This window comes from Mesonia sediminis, from assembly GCF_042684705.1.
GTDB lineage: Bacteria > Bacteroidota > Bacteroidia > Flavobacteriales > Flavobacteriaceae > Mesonia > Mesonia sediminis.
This window is the reverse complement of the sequence record NZ_JBHULZ010000041.1, coordinates 173,878-195,607: the sequence shown is the minus strand read 5'-3', so window position 1 is coordinate 195,607 and position 21,730 is coordinate 173,878. Positions and strand designations below refer to the sequence as shown.

General features: G+C 34.6%; 17 protein-coding genes and 1 tRNA gene. 6 read left to right on the top strand and 12 right to left on the bottom strand.

The genetic code is table 11. The features are described 5' to 3' along the window. Nucleotides 1-49 precede the first annotated feature (49 nt). Both ACFSQ0_RS08920 and mce read right to left on the bottom strand, forming a co-directional pair. A tRNA-Ile gene (locus tag ACFSQ0_RS08920) sits at nt 50-123 on the bottom strand. A gap of 53 nt (nt 124-176) precedes the next feature. Beyond that, on the bottom strand, nt 177-581 hold the full coding sequence (gene mce, locus ACFSQ0_RS08915; RefSeq protein ID WP_379048814.1) for a methylmalonyl-CoA epimerase: 405 nt from the start codon (nt 579-581) through the stop codon (nt 177-179). A gap of 62 nt (nt 582-643) precedes the next feature. On the opposite strand from mce, the gene rbfA reads away from it, so the two are divergent. Then, on the top strand, nt 644-1,039 hold the full coding sequence (gene rbfA / locus ACFSQ0_RS08910) for a 30S ribosome-binding factor RbfA (RefSeq protein ID WP_379047132.1): 396 nt from the start codon (nt 644-646) through the stop codon (nt 1,037-1,039). After that, complete coding sequence (locus ACFSQ0_RS08905; protein ID WP_379047129.1) at nt 1,040-2,239, top strand: ABC transporter permease; 1,200 nt, start codon at nt 1,040-1,042, stop codon at nt 2,237-2,239. It abuts the gene before it with no gap. Here the strand turns inward: ACFSQ0_RS08905 and dusB are convergent. The 8 genes from dusB to ACFSQ0_RS08865 form a co-directional block, all read right to left on the bottom strand. Beyond that, nucleotides 2,229-3,224: a tRNA dihydrouridine synthase DusB gene (gene dusB, locus ACFSQ0_RS08900; RefSeq protein ID WP_379047126.1), complete on the bottom strand. Its 996-nt coding sequence runs from the start codon at nt 3,222-3,224 to the stop codon at nt 2,229-2,231. The two genes, ACFSQ0_RS08905 and dusB, sit on opposite strands and share 11 nt — an antisense overlap. A 180-nt stretch (nt 3,225-3,404) precedes the next feature. Beyond that, nucleotides 3,405-6,131: a carboxypeptidase-like regulatory domain-containing protein gene (locus tag ACFSQ0_RS08895; RefSeq protein ID WP_379047123.1), complete on the bottom strand. Its 2,727-nt coding sequence runs from the start codon at nt 6,129-6,131 to the stop codon at nt 3,405-3,407. A gap of 223 nt (nt 6,132-6,354) precedes the next feature. Continuing rightward, on the bottom strand, nt 6,355-7,089 hold the full coding sequence (locus ACFSQ0_RS08890; RefSeq protein WP_379047120.1) for a GLPGLI family protein: 735 nt from the start codon (nt 7,087-7,089) through the stop codon (nt 6,355-6,357). A gap of 1 nt (nt 7,090) precedes the next feature. Continuing rightward, a complete protein-coding gene (locus tag ACFSQ0_RS08885) occupies nt 7,091-7,255 on the bottom strand; it encodes a hypothetical protein (RefSeq protein ID WP_379047118.1) in 165 nt (54 codons plus the stop codon). Nucleotides 7,256-7,412: 157 nt separating this feature from the next. Beyond that, on the bottom strand, nt 7,413-10,067 hold the full coding sequence (locus ACFSQ0_RS08880; RefSeq protein WP_379047115.1) for a TonB-dependent receptor: 2,655 nt from the start codon (nt 10,065-10,067) through the stop codon (nt 7,413-7,415). Further along, nucleotides 10,055-10,822 carry a GLPGLI family protein gene (locus ACFSQ0_RS08875; protein WP_379047113.1) on the bottom strand — a complete coding sequence of 256 codons (768 nt, stop codon included), beginning with the start codon at nt 10,820-10,822 and terminating at the stop codon, nt 10,055-10,057. Before ACFSQ0_RS08875 ends, ACFSQ0_RS08880 begins: the two co-directional genes overlap by 13 nt. A 56-nt stretch (nt 10,823-10,878) precedes the next feature. Further along, entirely contained in the window at nt 10,879-11,133 is a 255-nt protein-coding gene (locus ACFSQ0_RS08870) for a hypothetical protein (RefSeq protein WP_379047110.1), read from the bottom strand. A 242-nt stretch (nt 11,134-11,375) separates the two neighbouring features. Beyond that, a complete protein-coding gene (locus ACFSQ0_RS08865; RefSeq protein WP_379047107.1) occupies nt 11,376-13,784 on the bottom strand; it encodes a TonB-dependent receptor domain-containing protein in 2,409 nt (802 codons plus the stop codon). A 143-nt stretch (nt 13,785-13,927) separates the two neighbouring features. Between ACFSQ0_RS08865 and lepA the strand changes: the two genes are divergently transcribed. Continuing rightward, a complete protein-coding gene (lepA, locus tag ACFSQ0_RS08860; protein WP_379047104.1) occupies nt 13,928-15,724 on the top strand; it encodes a translation elongation factor 4 in 1,797 nt (598 codons plus the stop codon). A 49-nt stretch (nt 15,725-15,773) separates the two neighbouring features. Here the strand turns inward: lepA and ACFSQ0_RS08855 are convergent, their stop codons facing one another. Then, nucleotides 15,774-16,043 (bottom strand): hypothetical protein, encoded by a 270-nt coding sequence (locus tag ACFSQ0_RS08855; protein WP_379047102.1) that lies wholly within the window; start codon nt 16,041-16,043, stop codon nt 15,774-15,776. A 288-nt stretch (nt 16,044-16,331) separates the two neighbouring features. On the opposite strand from ACFSQ0_RS08855, the gene ACFSQ0_RS08850 reads away from it, so the two are divergent. Further along, a complete protein-coding gene (locus tag ACFSQ0_RS08850) occupies nt 16,332-17,090 on the top strand; it encodes a YebC/PmpR family DNA-binding transcriptional regulator (protein WP_379047099.1) in 759 nt (252 codons plus the stop codon). Nucleotide 17,091: 1 nt separating this feature from the next. On the opposite strand, the gene ACFSQ0_RS08845 is transcribed toward ACFSQ0_RS08850, so the two are convergent. Further along, on the bottom strand, nt 17,092-18,978 hold the full coding sequence (locus ACFSQ0_RS08845; protein ID WP_379047096.1) for a cation:proton antiporter: 1,887 nt from the start codon (nt 18,976-18,978) through the stop codon (nt 17,092-17,094). Between the two features lie 143 nt (nt 18,979-19,121). On the opposite strand from ACFSQ0_RS08845, the gene ACFSQ0_RS08840 reads away from it, so the two are divergent. Both ACFSQ0_RS08840 and ACFSQ0_RS08835 read left to right on the top strand, forming a co-directional pair. Further along, the gene (locus tag ACFSQ0_RS08840; protein ID WP_147861877.1) at nt 19,122-19,985 is read left to right on the top strand and encodes an MBL fold metallo-hydrolase; all 864 of its coding nucleotides are present in this window, start codon (nt 19,122-19,124) and stop codon (nt 19,983-19,985) included. A 7-nt stretch (nt 19,986-19,992) separates the two neighbouring features. Beyond that, nucleotides 19,993-21,672, top strand: a complete 1,680-nt coding sequence (locus ACFSQ0_RS08835; protein ID WP_379047093.1) for a S8 family serine peptidase — start codon at nt 19,993-19,995, stop codon at nt 21,670-21,672. The last annotated feature ends 58 nt before the right edge of the window (nt 21,673-21,730 follow it).

Sequence of the window (21,730 nt, the reverse complement as noted above, 5' to 3'; positions counted from 1 at the left end):
ATCAAAAAAATCGATGAGAGGGAAATATTTTCGAGCTTATAGAGAAAAGTGGACCCAGATGGGCTCGAACCATCGACCCCCTGATTATGAGTCAGGTGCTCTAACCAGCTGAGCTATGGGTCCTGATTTTCGGTAGGCAAAACTAAATAATACTTATTTATTGTGCAACAAAAAATCTATTTTTTTATTTCTTGGCATAATTCTACCAGTACCCCGTTGGCTGATTTAGGATGCAAGAAAACCACCATTTTATTATCGGCGCCACGTTTGGGTTCATCATTGAGCACTACAAATCCTTTCTTTTTTAATCTTGCCACTTCCGCATTTATATCCGCTACAGCGAAGGCAATATGATGAATACCTTCGCCTTTTTTGGCGATGAACTTGGCTATTGGGCTGTTTTCATTAGTTGCTGCCAACAATTCTATTTTGCTTTCGCCAGTTTTAAAAAATGAGGTAACTACGCCTTCACTGGCTACTCTTTCTTCTTTGTAGGGGGCTACTCCCAACAAAGCTTGATAGATTTTATTGGCTTCTTTTAAATCTTTGACGGCAATACCCAAATGTTCTATTTTTTGCATCATATCTTTATTATTTTTGTACACAAAAATACAATTCCTTTTAAATAAACTACTTTTGCAGTATGGAAGAAACAAATAGACAGAAGAAAATTGCGGGCGTATTGCAAGAAGACTTGGCTCGTATTTTACAGCAAGAATTAAAAAATGCTGGAATTACACATATTATTATATCGGTATCTAAAGTGCGGGTAACTACAGACTTATCTTTAGCTAAGGCTTATTTGAGTATATTCCCAACTAAAGATGCTGCCGGTTTGTTAGCCGAACTGAATCAGATTAAGCCAAAGATCAAACATCAAATGGCTCAGCTCACTAAAAATCAGTTGCGCAAGATGCCAGATTTGGCTTTTTATTTAGATGACTCGCTTGATTATATTGAAAATATAGATAAAGCTGTGACCGAAAAAGAAAATCCTATTGAAAATCGAGATTTATTAGATCGTCGTAAAAAATCATAAATGGGGTTTTCCTTATACATCGCAAAGCGCTATTTAGGAACAAAAAGTAAGACCAATGCTATAAATATCATAACCGGTATTGCAGCATTGGGCGTTTTTGCTGGTGCAGCAGCTTTGTTTATTGTATTATCTGGTTTTGCGGGACTTAAAGCGTTTAGCTTGTCTTTTACCAATGAATTTGACCCGGATCTCAAGGTGATTCCGTATGAGGGAAAAACAATAAGGCTTCATTCATCTCAAATTAATAAACTGCGAAGTATACAGGGCATTAGTCAATATACTCAGGTTATAGAAGAGAAGGTGTTGCTGCAGTTTAACAACAAACATTTACCGGCTTTTATTAAAGGGGTAGATAAGAATTACTTAAACGTAAATGCCGTAGACAGCAGTTTGATAGGGGGAACTTGGTTGCACCCTAAAGAAAATCAAGTAGTAATTGGTAGTGGTATTTCCCGAAAATTAGCCTTGGGTTTTGCGGGTTATGGCGATGTATTAAAGCTGATGGTTCCCAAGCCTGGAGTGGGGCAACTTAGTAGTGCGCAAGAAGCTTTTGAAAGTGTTAGTACCTTGGTAATTGGGATATATAGTATAAATGAAGATTTAAACCATAAATATGTTTTTGCGCCAAAAGCTTTGGCTCAAGAATTATTGGGCTATGAGCCGAATGAAATTAGCGGTATCGAATTAAATTTGCAACCCGGCACCGATGAAGAAGGGGTAAAAGAACAGCTTTATGAATTATTCGATTACCCCGTAAAAATTAAAAACCGAATTGAGCTTAATGATAAGTTGTATAAAATGCTGAACACAGAAAATTTGGCGGTTTATATGATTTTTACTTTGGTGCTCATCATCGCTCTATTTAACGTTGGTGGTGCCATTGTCATGTCTATTCTAGATAAACGCCAAAACATCAATACGCTCTATGCTTTGGGCGCCTCATCTAATAAAATTAAGCGCATTTTTTTGTTACAAGGTAGTTTACTTACCTTTTTTGGAGGAATATTGGGTTTATTTTTAGGCTACCTCATTATTGTTTTACAGCAGCAGTTTGAGCTGATTATGATAACTCCTACCTTAGCTTATCCCGTAGCGATTGAGTGGCAAAACTTGGTCTTGGTTTTGGTAACCATTATGGTTTTAGGAGTTACCGCTTCTTATATTGGCGCCACCCGAATAGGTAAAATTATCAACGGCTAAATTGAAAATCTCCAAATTCGGCTTCGGCTAAATCAAATGCTTTAAAAACATCTACCGCCTCATCACTGGTGACCATACGCGTACGGTGTTCTTTAAAATGAGGAATGCCTTTAAAATAATTGGTGTAATGCCTACGGGTTTCAAAAACACCTAAGCGATCACCTTTCCAATCTATAGCCATCTGCAAATGTCTGCGAGCGGCATTAAGACGCTCTTGCATAGTGGGTGGAGCTAGATGCTCTCCTGTTTTTATAAAATGCTTTACCTCTCTAAAAAACCAAGGATAACCAATGCTAGCTCTACCAATCATAGCTCCGTCTAAGCCAAATTCATCTCGCATTTTCACCGCTTTCTCTGGGGTGTCTACATCGCCGTTTCCAAATACAGGAATGTGCATACGCGGATTGTTTTTTACTTCGGCAATGGGGCGCCAGTCGGCTTCTCCTTTATACATTTGAGCGCGTGTTCTGCCATGAATAGAGATGGCTTTGCAACCCACGTCTTGTAAACGCTCGGCTACTTCTACAATTTTAATTGAGTCATGGTCCCAGCCCAATCGGGTTTTTACTGTGATGGGTAAATTGGTATGCTTTACCATTGCCTCGGTTAAGGAAACCATAAGGTCGATATCTTTTAAAATGCCGGCGCCAGCTCCTTTTGAGACTACTTTCTTTACCGGGCAACCAAAATTAATATCGATAATATCTGGCCCAGATTTTTCTACAATCTCTACAGATTCTAGCATCGATTCTAAATTGGCTCCAAAAATTTGAATGCCTACGGGGCGCTCTTTTTCATAAATATCTAATTTCATGACGCTTTTGGCGGCGTCACGTATCAAACCTTCAGACGAGATAAACTCGGTGTATACTACATCTGCTCCCTGCTCTTTACACAGGGCTCTAAAAGGGGGGTCGCTCACATCTTCCATTGGTGCTAACAACAACGGAAATTCTCCTACATCTATATCGCCTATTTTTGCCAAAATTGAATTTTAATACGTTTGTGCTGCAAAATTAAGAAATAAGTAGCAATTGTAGTATGCTGTGCTGGTGTAGAATTTTTTAATGCAAAAGGGATAGCAATGAAAATACTTTTTTTGCTTTGATAAATGGCAAAAAAAGATTGTAATGTATAGCCCGGGCCGTAGGCTTTGCCCAAAATATTAAAGTTTATAAGTTAGTTTAAATAATGCTGTTCTGGGCTGCACATAAATATTTCTGTCGGTTACCAGAAACTGATTAAAAGCGTTTTCTCTTTTATACTGGACATCAAAGATATTTTCTACCGCTAGCTCAAAACCCCACGGGCTGTCTTCTTTGTTGTAGTAAAGGGATAGATTTCCTAGGTTAAACCGATTGATTTGACGGGAATTTTTATTCTCGTAATAACTATAGGTATAATTAGCTTTAAAAATAAAATCGTTTAAAAAATCCCATTCTAAATAGGCAAACGGATTGATTTGGGTAAAGCTATTTTTAAAAGTATTGGATGCAAAATTACTAAAACGCTGTTCCCACCCTAAAGTTAAATTGGGCCATTTTTTATAACGTGTAGAAGCTTCAAAAGTGTATTGGTAATTTTGAGACTGGTAATCGTTTGTATTATCGTTTATAATTCTTGAATAGTTTGATAGGCTAATGTTGGCACGTAGTCTAAAGCTGTATTTAGGTAATTTTTTGTTTATTGCCCCGTTAAGCGTATAGGTATTTTCTGGTAAACTGGTGTAAATAGTAGTGCTTACTTGATCTATACTTTCTAATTGTGTGCTGTTTCTTATGGATTTTATTCGTTTGGTGTAATTAAAATTAGCATTTAAGAATATACCTTTATACAAATTAAACTGTTTGTAACGTAAAGAAGCTGAATGGTAAACTTGGTTTTCTAAGTGCTCATTACCACGATACAATTGGTTGAAACTCACCAAACGCAATCTATTGGCATATTGCGAGGCGTTTGTAAAGTTAGATTTTAAGTTATAATCTAGTTCTAAGCTTTCTGCGGATGAAATTTCGTATTCAATATTCAATTCGGGTAAGAGTAGGTTTTTTTGTTTGTTTGCGATTTGATTTGAATATTGGTCTATTTTCCAAAAGTAAGAATGATACATTACTCCGGGTTTTAAAATAAGATCGCCAGCTTTGGCTTTGTATTGAAACCCGATATAATTATCGGTTAAGCGAAAATTTAAATCGTTATTAAAGCCGTTTTTCTTAAAGCTATTGCTTGTACCATCTTGTAAAAGTTGTAGATCTAGTGTTGAAAATGATTCATTAAAAAACGTGAATCCTGCTCGCGGATAAATATGATTGAAGTTATTAAGCACCCAATAGTGTTTTAAATCTATATTGGCTTGGTGTTTTTTGGTGGCCGTTTGTTGTATTAAATTATAAAAATCACCATCTGGTTGAAACGGAATTAAATCTATAAATACAGGCTGGCTAAAAAACCAGTTGTTATCGGTTTCTTGATCACTGTATTTGTAGTTAGCTATTAAGGTAGAAGTATGTTTGTATGAAAACTGTTTGTTATATCGGATTTCTTGATTTACAGATAAGTGTTTAGGTTGCTGATTAATTTTTGTTAATGCTGTATCTAATATTGTAAATGAATTTAGGGTTTGATGTGCATCGCCGTTAGAGGATTTAAAAAAAGCCTCATAAGCTAGGTCACTATTAGAATTGGGTTGAAAGCGTAATTTAATTTTGTTTAAACTGAATAGCATCGTGTTTTCTTGACTACTTTCTCTAAACTCATCTACATTAGTTTCTGTTAAATAAGCTATTTTATTGGTGGTTTTAGTTTGGGTTTTCCCTTGGTTTACAATAGAGAATGCTTCTAGTCTGAGATTGGGATTAACTTGCTGAGCAATACTACCTGCCCCAAAATCGTTTTTTTGGTATAGAAAATCCTTTTGGTTTAGAAATCGTGCAAAATCGCTACCGTAAATGGAGCCAAAACTGTGAGAACGATCTAGTATGGCGGCATAACCGCCTTCAAAATTAATATAGTCTTGCATGGTAAAACTCTTTTTACCAATATTATTAAAATCGGCAATTACATTAATAGTTGTTTCGGGGCTATAATAAAATAGGGTGGGGTGAATGAGGTACCGTTCTTTAATACCTCCACCGGCTTCGAGATCGCCGAATAAAAATTTCTTTTTGCCTTTTTTTAATTTAATATTAAGTGCCATTTGGTCGCTATCGCTCAGCCCTTTTAAAAAACCTACTTCGTTATAGTTATCGAGTGCGACTACCTCATCTACAGCATCTGCAGGAATATTATTAACGCCCAATTTTGTGTTACCAGTAAAAAAAGTTTTTCCTTCGACCAAAAGCTTGGTTACTTTTTTCCCGTTAACGGTAACATTGCCCTCTCTATCTACTTCTACACCAGGTAGTTTTTTTAATACCTCTCGTAACTTTCTTTCTTTCCCTGTTTTAAACTGGTCTGTGCGGTAGGTGATGGTATCTTCTTTTACAATTACCGCCATTTCTTGTTGAATGAGTACTTCTTCTAAACTCTCATTACTTTCTTTTAGGTAGAAATCTTTTTCATTATTTTGAGAAAATTTTACCGTATCGGTTACTTTAGAAAAGCCCATATGGGTGATTTCTAATTGATAACTAACGGCTTGTGCTAGATTTAGCTTGTAGCGTCCTTGATTATCTGTAATTGCAAAGGTAATACTTTGGTTTTCTGTTAGAGGCGTAGCAATAAGATTGGTGTAAGGTATAGGGTTTAAGGTACTATCAAGCACTTTACCTTCTAACTTTATCTCTTGGGCCGTTAGAGAGTTAAAACCAGCTGAAAAGAGTAGAATAAATAAAAATAGTTTGGCTTTTAATGCGCAAAGGAAAAACAGTAAAGACTTAAAAAATTTAAACATCGATTATAATTCTATACCATTAATACAAATATTATAGGCATAATGGATAAAAAAATCTTCTGAATTACAGCCGCATCTATTTGCACAGTGATTATTGGCAGCGTTCTTAGCTAAAAACAACACTCTGTTTTGCCCATTTATTCTTTGGGAGTAGGGGACTAAGCTTGTGATAAAAAGAAAATTTTTTTTTAAAAAATAAAGAATGAACTTAAATTAATATGGACTATCTTTTTTTAAACATTTCGCCTGTCATTCTATCCATTTTTTCTTTATAGGCAGAATGTTTAATAATTCTATTTTTTTTCATTTCAGGTTTTTTAATTTCAAAATCACCCTCATCAATGCTCGTGGCAGAAAAGCTTGCCTGTTTATCTTTATAATGTAAAATCAAACCAGGAAGATTTCCATATGCAGTTGCCCCTCCTTTATATGGTATTTCTGGCGTAAACCAAGCTTCAATAGAATAAACTCTTTTATAATCTTCGTTCTGATTAATTATTTTTCCTAATGCCTTATAACAAGTAAATCCTAGTATTTTCTTTTTACTTTTTGTTATTGTCCATTTTATATTACTTATGTCTACCTGTCTAATCAAACTAAAGTTTGTAGGTAGGTAATAAGCGTTTTTTTTATTAAAATCTACATATATGCTATTTGAATTCATTACTAGCGAATTCATTAGGTTAATTCTTGTTTGACTAATACTTCCCAATGCCAAAGGCTCCTCATAATAAAAAAAATAATTTTTATTATCTGTTATTAAGATATAAGGTACTTGCTTGAGCATATCCTTAATTTCTTTTGTTGTTTTTCTAAAATAATTTTGCGCCCTTATATTATCATTATTTTTGTTGCTTTCATGATCCTTAATGCTAGCTTTATATTCAACTTTTAAGGTCTGCGTAAAACTTGTTAAAAATGAAAATAGAAAGGCGCAAGTAATTAATGTTCGTTTCATATTAGTCGCCAATATTAACTTCTAATGAACCATCACCAATTAAGTCCATACAGTCCCCATACATATCTAAGGCAAAGTTTGCTGTAGTAGTGCTATCATAACCATCCTCGAGGGCTGCATAATAAACTTCTGAAGACCACCTATCGCAAGTGGGTGTGAAAGACATTAAAAATAAAGGTAAACTAAGTAATAATAATCTTTTCAAAAAAAATTTAAATTAATCTTAATCAAACCTACAAAAAAAAATGATTTAACCAAATTTTTATCATTTTAATCGGTTATTTTTTAAAGTAATTATAATTGAAAGACTTATGTGCTGTTTTTTAAAACCTATAATTCACTTTTAAAAGTAAAAACCTAGGTAAGAGTCTATATTCTGTAGTAGAAGAGCCAATATCGCTTACCGAGTAACTTCTAAACGTTTTTGTATTAAATAAGTTATTTCCTGATATTCCTAGGCTTAGCTTATTCTTAATTAATTTATAGCGTGCATTAAAATCTAAAAAATAATAAGTGTTATCGGTTGATAGATTGCCAAAATAATAACGTTCTGATTGAAGTTGAATATTGAACTTGGTATTGTAAACAAAAGATAAGTTTAAAAAACTCATATTGTCTGTGAAAGAATTAGCTATAGATGTTCTTATAGTTGCAGTAGTCCATTTAGTTCCTACATGATAGTTGAAAATTCCGTCATATCCAGAGCGTAACGCGATGCCATAGTTGTAATTTTTTGAGACTACTTCTCGAAGATTTGAATTGTTTACTACATTTTTAAAATCGCTTTTAGAATAGCTCACATCTAATTTAATATTAGAAGAGATTAAATTTAAATAATAATCTAAAGATGAGTTTACACTAAAATATTCACGATCTTTTATCAATATTTTTTCAGTTTGAGTAAAATTCTGATTGATTAAAGTGTTTGAGGATAAAAAATTATGATTTTTGATGTACACCAAATGAGAATGAGCAAAAAACTTGTCGGTCCAATTGCCTAATTGATAATTTATATTAAATCGAGATGCATCAAGTTGATTAAAAGTACTGCTGCCACTTTCAAACGAACGAAATCCTGTTAAAACGAAATTGCTGTATACGTCTAGAATTTTTGCATTGGTAGTATTATAACTATAGGCAGTAGCAACTTTATTTTTATCGTTTATTTTCCAATCTAACCCAATGCTCGGGTTTATAAAGAAGGGGTTTTGTGTTGAGGAAAACTGTTTGTTTTCTAATTTATTAAAGAGTTGATGTGTTGCAAATTTTCCGGTTACACCAATATCATTATACTCTAGACGATATTTACCTTTGAAATATAAATCATTAACCAAATAGGTTAAATCATTTTGATAAGCTTTAGGTTGCGCTACTACATCATTATCTTTTAAAAGAGAGAAGGTACTTCTTAACACATCTTGTCTGTATTCGTTTCCTAATTGAATAGCTAACAAGTCATTATTTTTTTTGCGATTTAAAAAATTAAGATTTATTCCTGCAAATTGCATTTGATTTTCGCTGCTTTGCGCAACACTACTGGCATCTCTATTTTCTGGAAATAGATCTTGATAAAAGAAACGGTTTATACTATAATTTTGAGGTGCTTTTTCGTCTATAAAACGGCCTGTAAGTACTATTGCTTTTTTATTCTTAAGTTGTTGGGTGTAGCTTATTTTTTGATCAAAAAGCGTTTTAGAGTGCTTTAAATCTTGAATAGTTGAAGTGGTGTTGAATTGTAGATTAGAGCCATCGTTAAAACGGGCATTATTATATTTGGTAGTAGCTTCTAATGAAGTGGTTTTTGAGCTATTATAAATTAGTTCTAACTTACCAAAGGCTATTGATTTTTGATTCTTTAATTTATAATTCTCTATATTGGTAAAGCTTGTTCCTTCAGTTTCAATAACATTTACATTATTTTTAAAAAAGTCTAATTCGTCCCAATTAAAAAAGCCTAAGGTTTTAACTTTTAGCTTTTTAGTAGGATTAAAGATTGCATTTAAAGAAGCTAATTCTGCATTATTGATATTGGTTCGATTTTGATTGAAATTTGTAGTACTTGGCAACAAATTTAAGAGCTGCTTAGCGCCTTGGTTATTACCGATACTGGTAACCTCACCACCCCCTATTGGGCTAATTAACTGTTGTAAATCTCCTGTGCTATCGTAACCGATATTATTCAAATTGGTTAAAAAATAAAATTTATTCTTTTTACCAAAGTTCATCAGGTTCCCTCTAAATTCATAAAAATTATCATTTCCTAAACCGGCTTCAAGGTTGCCAAACCAAACGCGTTTAAATTTATCGGCTACCTTTAAATTTAAAGCAACTTTTTTACTCTCTTCAATACCCTTTAAGAGGCTATTATTCGAAAAATTTTTTAAGATTTCAATCTCCTCGATGGTGTAAGCGGGCATATTTTTAGACAATACTTTATAGCCTTTCTTAAAAAAATCATCCCCATCAATCATTAACTTTTCAATTTCTTGATTACCTACCTTTATTGTTCCTTCATTATCAATTTGTAGGCCTGGAATATTCTTAAGTAAATCTTCGACCGTTTCTTCTGTTCCTACTTTAAAAAACTTTGATTTAAACACTATAGTATCATTATTTACTTTTATAGCTTTTTCGGCTTGAATAACGACTTCATCTAATCGCATAGACTTTTCTACAAGTACTACGTTAGTATTCACTTCTGTTTGCTCCTTTGTAATTTTAATTGGTATGGTTTTTTTCTCAAAACCTAGTGCGGTAAAAACTAAATTGAAATTACCAATTTTGTCTATTGTAAGCTTGTACTTATTATTATGATCTGTAAAGGTATAAGCAATAATAGACTCATTTAAACTGTCTTTTACTTTTACGGTTACAGGAGTTTCTAAAGTTGATTTACTCGATATTGTACCAACTAATTTTATCTGGGCAGATGATATTGTAGAAATTAAAAGGAGTAAAGTAAACGCTATTTTTCCCATTCATAAACCAATTCAATTCCTAGTCGTCTAATTTTTGTAGATTCAACAGCCGTGTCTTTTGGGGCTCTAGCGTCTAGAATCTTAGCGTCGCTTAAATGTTTTTCATCAATAATTCCTACGTATTCTTTTAAAGAGATAGCTTTATCATTAAAATTATTAGGCGATTGCAAATCTATTTTTGCGTTAAACGGCAATACTATTTTTTTTACCTGCCAAGAATAAGTGAGTGTTCCAGAAGTACTTTGAATAAACAATATAAGGCCAGGTAAAGCTTTAAATTTCCAAGGTCCCGCTGGTATGGGTATTTCTTCTGTAAAATAAGCTATATAGTCTCTTCCTCTAAAATTGAGTGTTGCCTTGGTGCAAAGATAGTCACCAATTTTTAGGGTGTCTTTAGGGTGAATCTTCCAATCTAAATCACCTAAAGAATCTTTTACAAAATAGGTTTTTTTCTTAGAAGGCATGATAATGCTATAGGTATTGTTCTTTAAATTTCCGTAAATGGATTTTTTCTTTAAACTGATTTTTTTTTGACCTATTAAATAATTGCCGTCTTCATTTTGAGCAACATTATCATCGTTTGTTAAATTCAATTCATCATTTGTATAAAGAGTCGTGTTATTTTTTACAACTAAAGTTTCTTCATTACTATAATAGTCGTTTTTAAAATGATATTCAACCAGTAGTTGATTAGCATCTTGGGCATAAGCATTAACGAATAAAAAAATGCTAATAATTTGTAAGATTTGCTTCATAATTCTTAAATGCAAGCTACGCATTTAAAAATGCGTAGCATTTAATAAAACTTATTTTAGGGCGCTTCATTTAAAAAAGCGGCATGTGCTTTGGCTATTTCTCTGCAATGCGACTCACTAAAAGCAAAAGTAGTGTACTTTGTTGTGGTTTCTGTAATTCTACCATCTTCATGAATAGTTATTTGCGTAATATAATAAGTGCAAGTGCCATAGCTTTCTTGCAAATTATGGTTTTTTGAATTATTAGCACTATCTGCAAAGGCAAAATTTGCTGCAAAAATCAAGCAAAAAAAGAATAATAATTTTTTCATAATAAAAAAATTAAATCAATATTAATCAAATCTAAAAAAAAAACGATTTAGCCAAATTTTTAGCATTTTAATCGGTTATTTTTTAAAGTAGGTTGTTAAAAGCCGAATTGCGGTTATAAGGCTGCCTCAAAAAAAGAGGTATTATTCACGAGCCAGTAGGCTTATGATATAGCTAAAAGGTAATTTTAATTTAACAGCCACTGTTGTTTTATTAGGAGTAATTCTATCCGCTTTAAGCGAAATTAATCCAGTCGTTCGCGTTCGCTTTGGTCTATGGTTCTTTGGTTGTCTTTAAGTAAAGTATTTCCAAAATTATAAGTAAAGCCAAGTTGTACATATCTATTTTCTGGTAAGGCATAATAACCGTTATTTTGGTTGAGATAAACCGATTTTAATCGAGAAGCATATTGATTAAAGATATCGGCAATTTGGAGCGATAATTCACCTTTATTGTTCCATAAAGACTTTTTTACCCCTATAGTGAGATTGTTTAAATTATCAACCACAAAAGAACCACTTAGGTAATTAGAAATATATAAAAACGACGCATCTGCGCTCCAGGTTTGATCTTTTGATAGGGTAAAACTACTATACAAAGAGCTGTAAAAACCGTTCACCTCATTAGTGTATGCGTTTTCTGGGCTCAAAAGTGCAGGAAAACGTTCTTCTTCGTGAAAAACAGATAGTATGGCTTGTGCATACCACCAATCGAAGAGATAACGACCATGAAAAACATCTAATCCCCATGATTTACTGTCAATTGCATTTAAGGGTATGTTTTGTAACAGCCGCAAGCTGTTGTCTTGAAAAGTCAACTGAGTGGTGTTTCTGCCGTTATCACGATAATATAAATCTAGGCTATAATTATTTCCATAAAGATATTTAAAAGAAAAATTTCTGCTTATTGCTGCCAACAGCTTTTCATTACCGGTGCGTAAACTATTTTCATTGATAAAATAAGAAAACGGATTTAATAATTCGTAATTAGGTCGGACTATATTTCGGGAATAATCAAATACCAGCTGTTGTTTTTCATCAATGGCGTAGCTAAGGTTTATTTTAGGAAAAAGACTGGTGTACTCGCGTTTAAAATTTTGAGTGTTGGCAATATTTTCTCCTTTTCTATAAGTGTATTCTACGCGAAGTCCGCCTTGAGCGGTCCATTTTTTAACATTTGTTTTTACGCTGGTATAAGCTGCCCAGATATTTTCTCTATAGTCAAAGGCGTTGAAATTGGGTACATTCTGTACTGCCTGAGCATCACTTTTAATATTGGTATAAGCTAAACTATTTTCAGAATTGATATGCGATAGTTTTATGCCGGCAACAAAGTCTATATTTTTAAAAGAGTTTTCAAAGTCTAACCCCGTAGCATAAATATCAATTTTTTGATTGGCATCTGTGGTAAAGCTATTTTCATTGAGCACACTTAAATCATCTGCTTTATATATAGTTTGAATGTCTTGATTTATGTTTCGGTCAAAAAATGTTTGGTGGTAATGAGCTTTGAGTAAGGCTTGCTCATTTATTTGGTAATGATACGCCAGATTTAGACCTAAATTTAAGCGCTCTGTATCTAAAAGACTACGGGTGTTAAATAAAGAGTCTCTGGTTTTCTGGCTATTAAATATTTGAGTTTTTCCTCGTATATTGTCTTCTTGAAAAGGGGTGAAATTGGTATTTAAGCTCAACAAAAGCTTTTCTTTGTTACTCAAAATATAATCAATAGCTGTATTTAATTGGTAACTACGTGCACGAGTTGTTTTTTCAAAGTCGGTTTGCCAATTCTCATAAATTAGGTCTTGATTATTTAAAAAATTGATATAACTTTCATCTTGCTTGAGCTTTTTTTCTGGCGAAAACGATAGGTTGGCAAAAAGATTAAGCTTTTTGGTTTTATAAAAATGGTTGCTATTTAATTGATATTTGGCATATACTCCTTGTTTATATTGTGCGGCAACACTGCCTTTGTAACCAGGCAACCATAAAGAATTGGTTACAATATTTAAAATAACACGTTCGTTGGCGTCATAAGCCGTAGAGGGGTTTGTAATTAATTCAATTTTATCTACGGCCTCACCGCTGTAATTTTCGAGCATGTTTTGCACTTCTTCTGGGCTTAAATAAACCTTTCTATTGTTTATGTATACGCTTGCTTGAGCACCTTTAACCATTAGTTTATCGCCTAAGTTTACTACTCCAGGAGTATGCTTAGCAATATCCCAAGCACTACTGGTTGAGAGGCTGGTGTTGGCTACCTCAAAAATAAGCCGGTCTGCTAGCTGTATTAATTTGGGTTTTCTTAAGGTAATAGCCACCTGCTCTAAAAGCGATTCTTCTGCTTTTAATATAAATGTTCCTAGGTTTACATTTTTATCTAAACTAATTGTTTTGGTTAAAGGTTTGTAACCTATGTAACTAACCTCTATTTTATATTTACCGCTGCTTAAATTATCAAAATGAAAAGCACCAAGATTGTCGCTACTGGTGCCTTTAACAAAACTAGAATCTTTGGCTTGATACAAAATAATATTGCTAAAAGCTATAGGGTTTTGCTGGTTATTAAGAACCTTGCCCCTTATATGTAATTGAGCGTTAAGATTGCTGCTAAACGCTAATAAAAAACAAGTATAAATAAAAAATCTAACCAATTAATAACCAATTACATCGTGTGGATACGAAATTACTTAATTCTATTTAACTTTTGCAACTTATTTTTGAAAATCAAAATAGTATATTTGCAAATACAAGTAAAAAGTGACTTACGAGTCACCCATTTTTTAGAATATTATTTATGAAGCACATAAGAAACTTTTGTATCATCGCTCATATAGACCACGGTAAAAGTACTTTGGCCGATAGGCTTTTAGATTTCACTGGTTCGGTTACCGAAAGAGAGAAGCAAGCACAACTTCTAGACAGTATGGATTTAGAGCGAGAACGCGGCATAACCATTAAAAGTCATGCCATACAAATGCGGTTTCCTTATCAGGGAGAAGAATATGTGCTTAATTTAATCGATACACCTGGTCACGTAGATTTCTCTTATGAGGTTTCGCGATCTATTGCTGCCTGCGAAGGAGCACTGTTGGTGGTAGATGCGGCGCAAAGCATACAAGCGCAAACCATATCAAACTTATATTTAGCGCTTGAAAATGACCTGGAAATTATTCCTGTTTTAAATAAGGTAGATTTACCCAGTGCCAACCCCGAGGAGGTAACCGACGATATTGTTGATTTATTGGGTTGCGATACATCGGAAGTAATTCCTGCAAGTGCAAAAACCGGTATAGGTATAGAAGAAATTTTAACTGCTATTATTGAGCGTATTCCTGCACCTACAGGAAAAGTTGATGCTCCTCTTAGGGCGCTTATTTTTGATTCGGTTTATAATCCTTTTCGTGGTGTAGAAACCTATTTTAGGGTAATTAATGGAAGCATTAAAAAAGGCCAACACATAAAATTTGTAGCGACCGGTAAAGATTATTACGCCGATGAGGTAGGTACTTTGCTTCTAAAACAGAGTCCGCAAAAAGAAATAAAAACGGGAGATGTAGGTTATTTAATTACGGGAATTAAAGACGCGCGTGATGTTAAGGTAGGAGACACGATTACCGATGCTAAAAATCCTACCACCGAGGCCGTTGCCGGATTTGAAGATGTAAAACCAATGGTATTTGCGGGTATTTATCCAGTAGATACCGAAGATTACGAAGAGCTACGCAACTCTATGGAAAAACTGCAGCTGAATGACGCATCGCTGGTTTTTACCCCCGAAAGTTCTGCCGCCCTAGGTTTTGGTTTCCGATGCGGTTTCTTAGGAATGTTACACCTTGAAATTATTCAAGAACGACTAGAGCGCGAGTTTGATATGACCGTAATCACCACGGTGCCTAACGTGTCTTATCACGCGTTTACCAACAAGGAACCCGATGAAGTTATTTTGGTTAATAATCCGTCAGATTTACCCGAGCCCTCAAAGCTAAATAGGGTAGAAGAGCCATACATCAAGGCAACTATTATCACCAAAGCCGATTTTGTTGGCCCAGTGATGTCTTTATGTATAGAAAAACGAGGCGAAATCGTAAACCAAACTTATTTAACTCCAGAGCGTGTGGAGCTTACTTTTAATATGCCTTTGGCTGAGATTGTATTTGACTTTTATGATCGTCTTAAAACGGTATCTAAAGGTTATGCCTCGTTTGATTATGCCCCAATTGGCCTTAAACCTTCAAAATTGGTAAAGGTAGATGTCTTGCTTAATGGGAATACTGTAGATGCGCTATCGGCTTTACTTCACGTAGATAACGCCTACGATATTGGGAAAAAAATGTGTGAAAAATTGAAAGAATTAATTCCGCGACAGCAATTTGATATTCCTATACAAGCGGCTATAGGAGCAAAAATTATTGCAAGAGAAACGGTTAAAGCGCTGCGTAAAGATGTAACGGCAAAATGTTATGGAGGAGATATTTCTCGTAAGCGTAAACTTTTAGAAAAACAGAAAAAAGGTAAAAAACGAATGCGACAAGTGGGTAATGTGGAGATACCACAAGAAGCATTTATGGCAGTACTTAAATTAAATGACTAACTTTTATGTATAAAACCCCTTTCACAAGGGGTTTTATTTTGAAACTATATTACTTACAGTTCATTCCTGTTTGCTCCATAGCGGTGATATATTCTTGAAAGCTCATTCCCTCCAAATCTACAATAGTCTCACCACCATCTTCATCTATTTGGGTAATTGTGCCATCTCCATTGTCACAAAACTCACTACTAATAGACATATCACCAAAATCTAAAGAGCAAGTCTGACAATCGCTTGATGAGCCTCCATCGTCATCGCTTGAACAAGAGGTAAATGCAAAAACTCCAGCCGTTAAGGCCATAAAAATAATTTTTTTCATTTTAATATGTTTTGTTAAAAAAGTGTGAAATTAATTTTTTTGTTTTAAATCCAAATGATTGTGTCATTTTTATTAAAAAAAATACTAAAATTTAATGTAAGCTGCCTCAATTCCGTTAATTACAGTAATAAGTAGCTCTAGAAGTATACTATTTAGAAAAGTTAATAGATAGAATAGTAACCAAGTTTAGAGCCTAATATTTCCTTTTAGTTATAATTAGTTTTTTTGGGTTGCTTTTTAATACAAAAATGGCTATTATTCTGTGTTTTAATTTTAAAATTCAGAATTATGGCAGGTCATAGTAAATGGGCCAATATAAAGCATAGAAAAGGAGCGCAGGATAAAAAAAGAGCCAAGCAATTTACTCGAGCAATAAAAGAAATAAGTGTCGCTGTTAAGGAAGGGGGAGGGCCAGATCCAGATGTCAACCCAGCGCTGCGCAATGCAATTGCCAATGCCAAAGGTGTTAATATGCCCAAAGACACGATTAATCGGGCCATTAAAAAAGCAAGCGGAGCAGATGCCGATAATTATGAGCTGGTGAGTTTTGAAGGTTATGGACCACACGGCATTGCAATTTTTGTAGAGTGCACTACAGATAATACCAACCGTACCGTTGCCTCTATTCGATCTATATTTTCAAAAAATGGAGGTAATCTAGGCACCAATGGCTCATTAGAATTTTTATTTGATCGCAAAGGGGTTTTTGCGATAGAAAAAGATAAGTTAAGTGTAAATTTTGAAGATATTGAGTTGGCGCTTATTGAGGCTGGGGCCGAAGAATTTGAGCATACCGATAATTTTATTTACATCTATACCAATTTTACCGATTTTGGGAAGATGAATGAAGCCCTTGAGAGATTAAATGTAGAAGTTAAAAACTCAGAATTACAACGCATACCCTTAAACACGACAAGTCTGCCAGTTGCGCAAGCACAAGAAATTCTTGATTTAATCGAAAAATTTGAGGAAGATGATGATGTACAAAACGTGTATCATACCCTCGAAATTACCGAAGAACTTTTAGCCAGCATAACAACCGATTAGCCTACTCGGTTTTTGCCTTTTCTTTGGGTTCTACAGTCTCTTTTAAGTCGGTTTTTTCTTGCTTGGCTTCGGTTTCAAGGGTTTTTCCTAGATACACCAAGATATAATCTTGCTCAATTTCTACCTCTTGACTGTGCGATGGAATAATGTTCAATTCGCCTTGCTTATCTTTTACAAATAGCGGAATGATATCCGGATCTGTTTTTGTGATCTCTATCAAGCCGCTATAATGCTCTTGAGAATTAAGCTTTATTTCTTTTATTTGAGGGTATTTCCTCGCCGTTTCTGTGAGTTTTATAAAATCATCGGTAGGAGAAAACAAGCCTTCTTTTGGATTGTTTTCGGGGTCTGTCATCTCATCTGATGATACCAATCTAAATGAACCATGCTCACCAAAATGGTTTTGAAACTTTTCAATAGCAGTCTGGTTAATTTCAGTATTTCCGGTGAGTGCCATTAGATAACCCACATCGTTAAGTTCTATATTATTGGTCAATTCATCTGAATATACACTAACTTCCATCGCTTCTAATCCTAGATTTTTAGCTTTACGGATGTTGTTTCGGTTGTTGTCTACCAATACAACGTGGCGGTTGTTCTGTTTTAAATAGCTACCAATAAGTCGGGACACCGAAGAGGCACCAACTATTAAAATTCCGCTACTATGGGTAAGAAATACACCCACCAATTTGGCAAAACTTCTTGCCGTAGTTGCATTGAGTAAAACGGTACCCAACACAATCATAAACACTAATGGGGTGATGTATTCTGCACCAGCTACCCCTTGACTGGCTAGCTTTAAGCCAAATAAAGAAGCAATACCCGCTGCAACAATACCACGTGGCCCCACCCAACTGATAAAGATTTTTTCATTGGTTTTTAAACTCGATTTAATACTGCTTAAAAACACTCCTAAAGGCCTTACCGCAAAAACTACGATAGCAAATAAGATTAAGGCATTCCAGTTATAAACCAAGAGTAAATCTTCCATATTTATATTGGCTGCCAACAAAATAAAGAGGATAGATATAAGCAACACGCTTAGCGACTCTTTAAAATAGAGTATTTCTTTAATATTAGGCAAATTAATATTACCCATTACCAATCCCATAATTACAACCGCCAAAAGTCCGCTTTCGTGCGCGAAAGCATCAGATAATACGAAAACTCCCAAAACGGTAGCTAAGGTAAATACGTTTAGTAAATAGTGCGGTATTATGTTTCTTTTAATTGCAAAAGCAAGGGTATGGGCAAAAGTGAACCCGAAAGTAAATCCGAAAAGAACTATTTTACCAAATTCAATCAATGCGGTTTGCGTAAACTCCTTTCCTTCACCAGCACTTATAAATTCGAAAACCAATACAGCGACAAGAGCACCTATCGGATCTATTAAGATACCTTCCCATTTTAAAATAGCCGAAACATCTTTCTTAAGCGGAATGTTACGTAATATAGGGGTGATAACTGTAGGCCCTGTAACAATAATTAAAGCTGCAAAAAGAAATGATATTTGCCATGAGAGCCCAAAGATTAAGTGGGCCGCTATTCCGGCACCAATAAAAGTGACGACCACGGCCACGGTAATTAATTTTACGATAACCGGTCCTACGTTTAAAATTTCATTCCGCCGCAAGGTTAAACCACCTTCAAAAAGGATAATGCTTATAGCTAGTGAAACAAAATAAAATAAACTCTCACCAGGAAAAAGACCAGAGGTTCCATTCCATATAGGTTCGATTAGTTTACTCCCATCTTCTGTAAATAAAGTAGCAATTGGCCCTACAAATAAACCAATAAGAATGAGTGGTAAGATGGCCGGTATTTTAAATTTCCAAGCTACCCATTGGGCTAATATTCCTAAAATTATAATTCCGGCTAATTCTACCATAGGTTTTATTTTTGAAACGAAAATACTACTTTTTTAAAAAAAGCCTTTGACAATGTTAAAAAAGCTGTGTTAAATATACTTTTAAACCCAATAAAACCTAATGATTTTATTATTTTGCAGCAAAAATAAATTTTATATTTTTTATGAAACTTTATCCTATTGAAGCAGGAAACTTTAAGTTAGATGGTGGAGCCATGTTTGGTGTGGTACCTAAAAGTTTATGGTCTAGAACCAATCCTGCCGATTCTAACAATATGATAGATATCGCAGCGCGCTGTCTTTTGATTGAGGAAGGAGATAAATTGATTTTGATTGATAATGGTTTAGGCGATAAGCAATCTGATAAATTTTTCAGTTACTACTATCGCTGGGGCGATGACTCTTTAGAAAAATCATTAAAAAAAGCAGGTTTTCATCCAGATGATATCACCGATGTCTTTATGACTCATCTACACTTTGATCACTGCGGAGGTTCAATTGCTTGGAATAAAGACCGTACAGGATATGAACCCGCCTTTAAAAATGCAAAATTTTGGACTAATGAGGAGCATTGGAAATGGGCAACCAATCCTAATGATAGAGAAAAAGCATCGTTTTTAAAAGAGAATTTATTACCCATGCAAGAAAGCGGGCAATTAAGTTTTTTACCTCGTAACGGTCAAGATTTCCAACACAACCAAGAATTAAATTTTGGAATAAGATTTGTGAATGGACATACCGAAAAGCAAATGATTCCACATATCAATTATCAAGGTAAAAAATTGGTTTTTATGGCCGATTTGTTACCTACAGCAGGGCACGTGCCTTTACCTTATGTAATGGGGTACGATACAAGACCTTTGCTAACTTTACAAGAAAAGAAAGCCTTTTTAGAAGAAGCGGCAGCTCAACAATATTATTTGTTCTTAGAGCACGATGCACATAATGAAATCATCACGCTTAAAAATACAGAAAAAGGAGTGAGAGTAGATAAAATATACACCTTTAACGAAGTTTTTAATAATTAAATAAACCATGAGAAAACCATTTTTAAAATCGGCTTTTGCAGCGACAACTGTTGCCCTTATTGCCGCAAGTTGTGGGACAACCAGCCCCGTGATTACTTCTACACCCATACAAAACATCGACCAACAACCGTTAAAAAATATTGCGCTTACAGATGTTGAGCTTAAAGGTTGGGGAGGAGCAGATTTGGTACAAGATACCATACCGGGTATGAGTGTGCAAAAAGCTTATGATGAAATCATTAAAGACTATCAAGGAAAAACTGTAATAGTTGGGGTAATAGATAGTGGTATCGATATAGAACACGAAGATCTAAAAAATGTTATCTGGGTAAATGAAGATGAAATTCCAGGAAACGGAATTGACGATGACAAAAACGGGTACATAGATGATATACACGGATGGAATTTCTTAGGTGATGCCATTGCTGAAAATTTAGAATATGTACGAATTATTAAAAGACTGCAGCCAAAATATGAAGGTAAAACCAAAAATGATGTGGCAGCATCAGATTTAGCTGAGTTTGAAATGTACCAAGCGGCGCAGCAGGAGTTTGAAAAAGAATATAACGAAACCACACAAAACCAAAACTACTACCAACAATTGTTGGCAAGCGTAAACAACTCGTCAAAATTGATTAGTGAAAAGTTAGGGAAAGAAGATTTTAGCCGTAAAGAATTAATGGCTATGGAAGCTGATACCCCAGAGTTGCAGCAAGCCCAAGCTTTTCTTAATAATATCATGATGAATATTGGTGATTTAGAAGAAGCTAAAGAACAACTGCAGGAGGGTATAGATTATTTTAATACTCGACTAGAGTCTCACTTTAACTTAGAACTTGACGGTAGAGCTATAGTTGGCGATGACCCTTATGATATTACCGATGTTAACTACGGTAATAATGATGTAGACGGTCCAGATGAGAAGAAAGAAGACGCTAAGCACGGTACCCACGTTGCAGGGATCATCGCTGCCGAGAGAAACAATAACATAGGAATGAATGGAGTTGCTAAAAACGTAAAGATAATGGCTTTACGTGCAGTTCCAGACGGTGATGAATATGATAAAGATATCGCCTTAGCTATACGTTATGCAGTTGATAACGGAGCTAAAGTAATCAACACCAGTTTTGGTAAATACTTTTCACCAAATCCAGAGTGGGTAACCGATGCTATCAAATATGCGGCTAAGCATGACGTACTTATTGTAAACGCTGCAGGAAATGATGCGACAGATTTAGATACCAAAATGGTTTATCCAAACGACCAAAAGCCAGGAGAAAGCATGGAGATAAGCGATAATTTCCTTACTGTGGGTGCTTCAAGTTATGCCTATGGAGACAAGCTAGTAGCAAGTTTTTCTAACTACGGTAAACAAAATGTAGATGTTTTTGCACCGGGTACAAAAATTTGGGCCACCACACCTTTAGATCAGTATGAGTACTTACAAGGTACATCCATGGCGGCTCCAGCAGTAGCAGGTGTAGCGGCTTTAATACGTTCTTACTATCCTAAACTTACTGCAGCGCAAGTTAAACAAGTAATTATGCAAAGTGGTTTATCTTCAAGTGCAGATGTAATTGTTGGTGGTAACCCAGAAGACGTTAGACCATTTAGTGAACTTTCTGTTTCAGGAAAAATGGTTAACTTGTACAATGCCTTTATTTTAGCCGATAAAATGAGCAAATAATATTAATATTAATTTTAATTAGGTGTTCTCTAAAGAGTCGATAATTTTATTTGCCGCT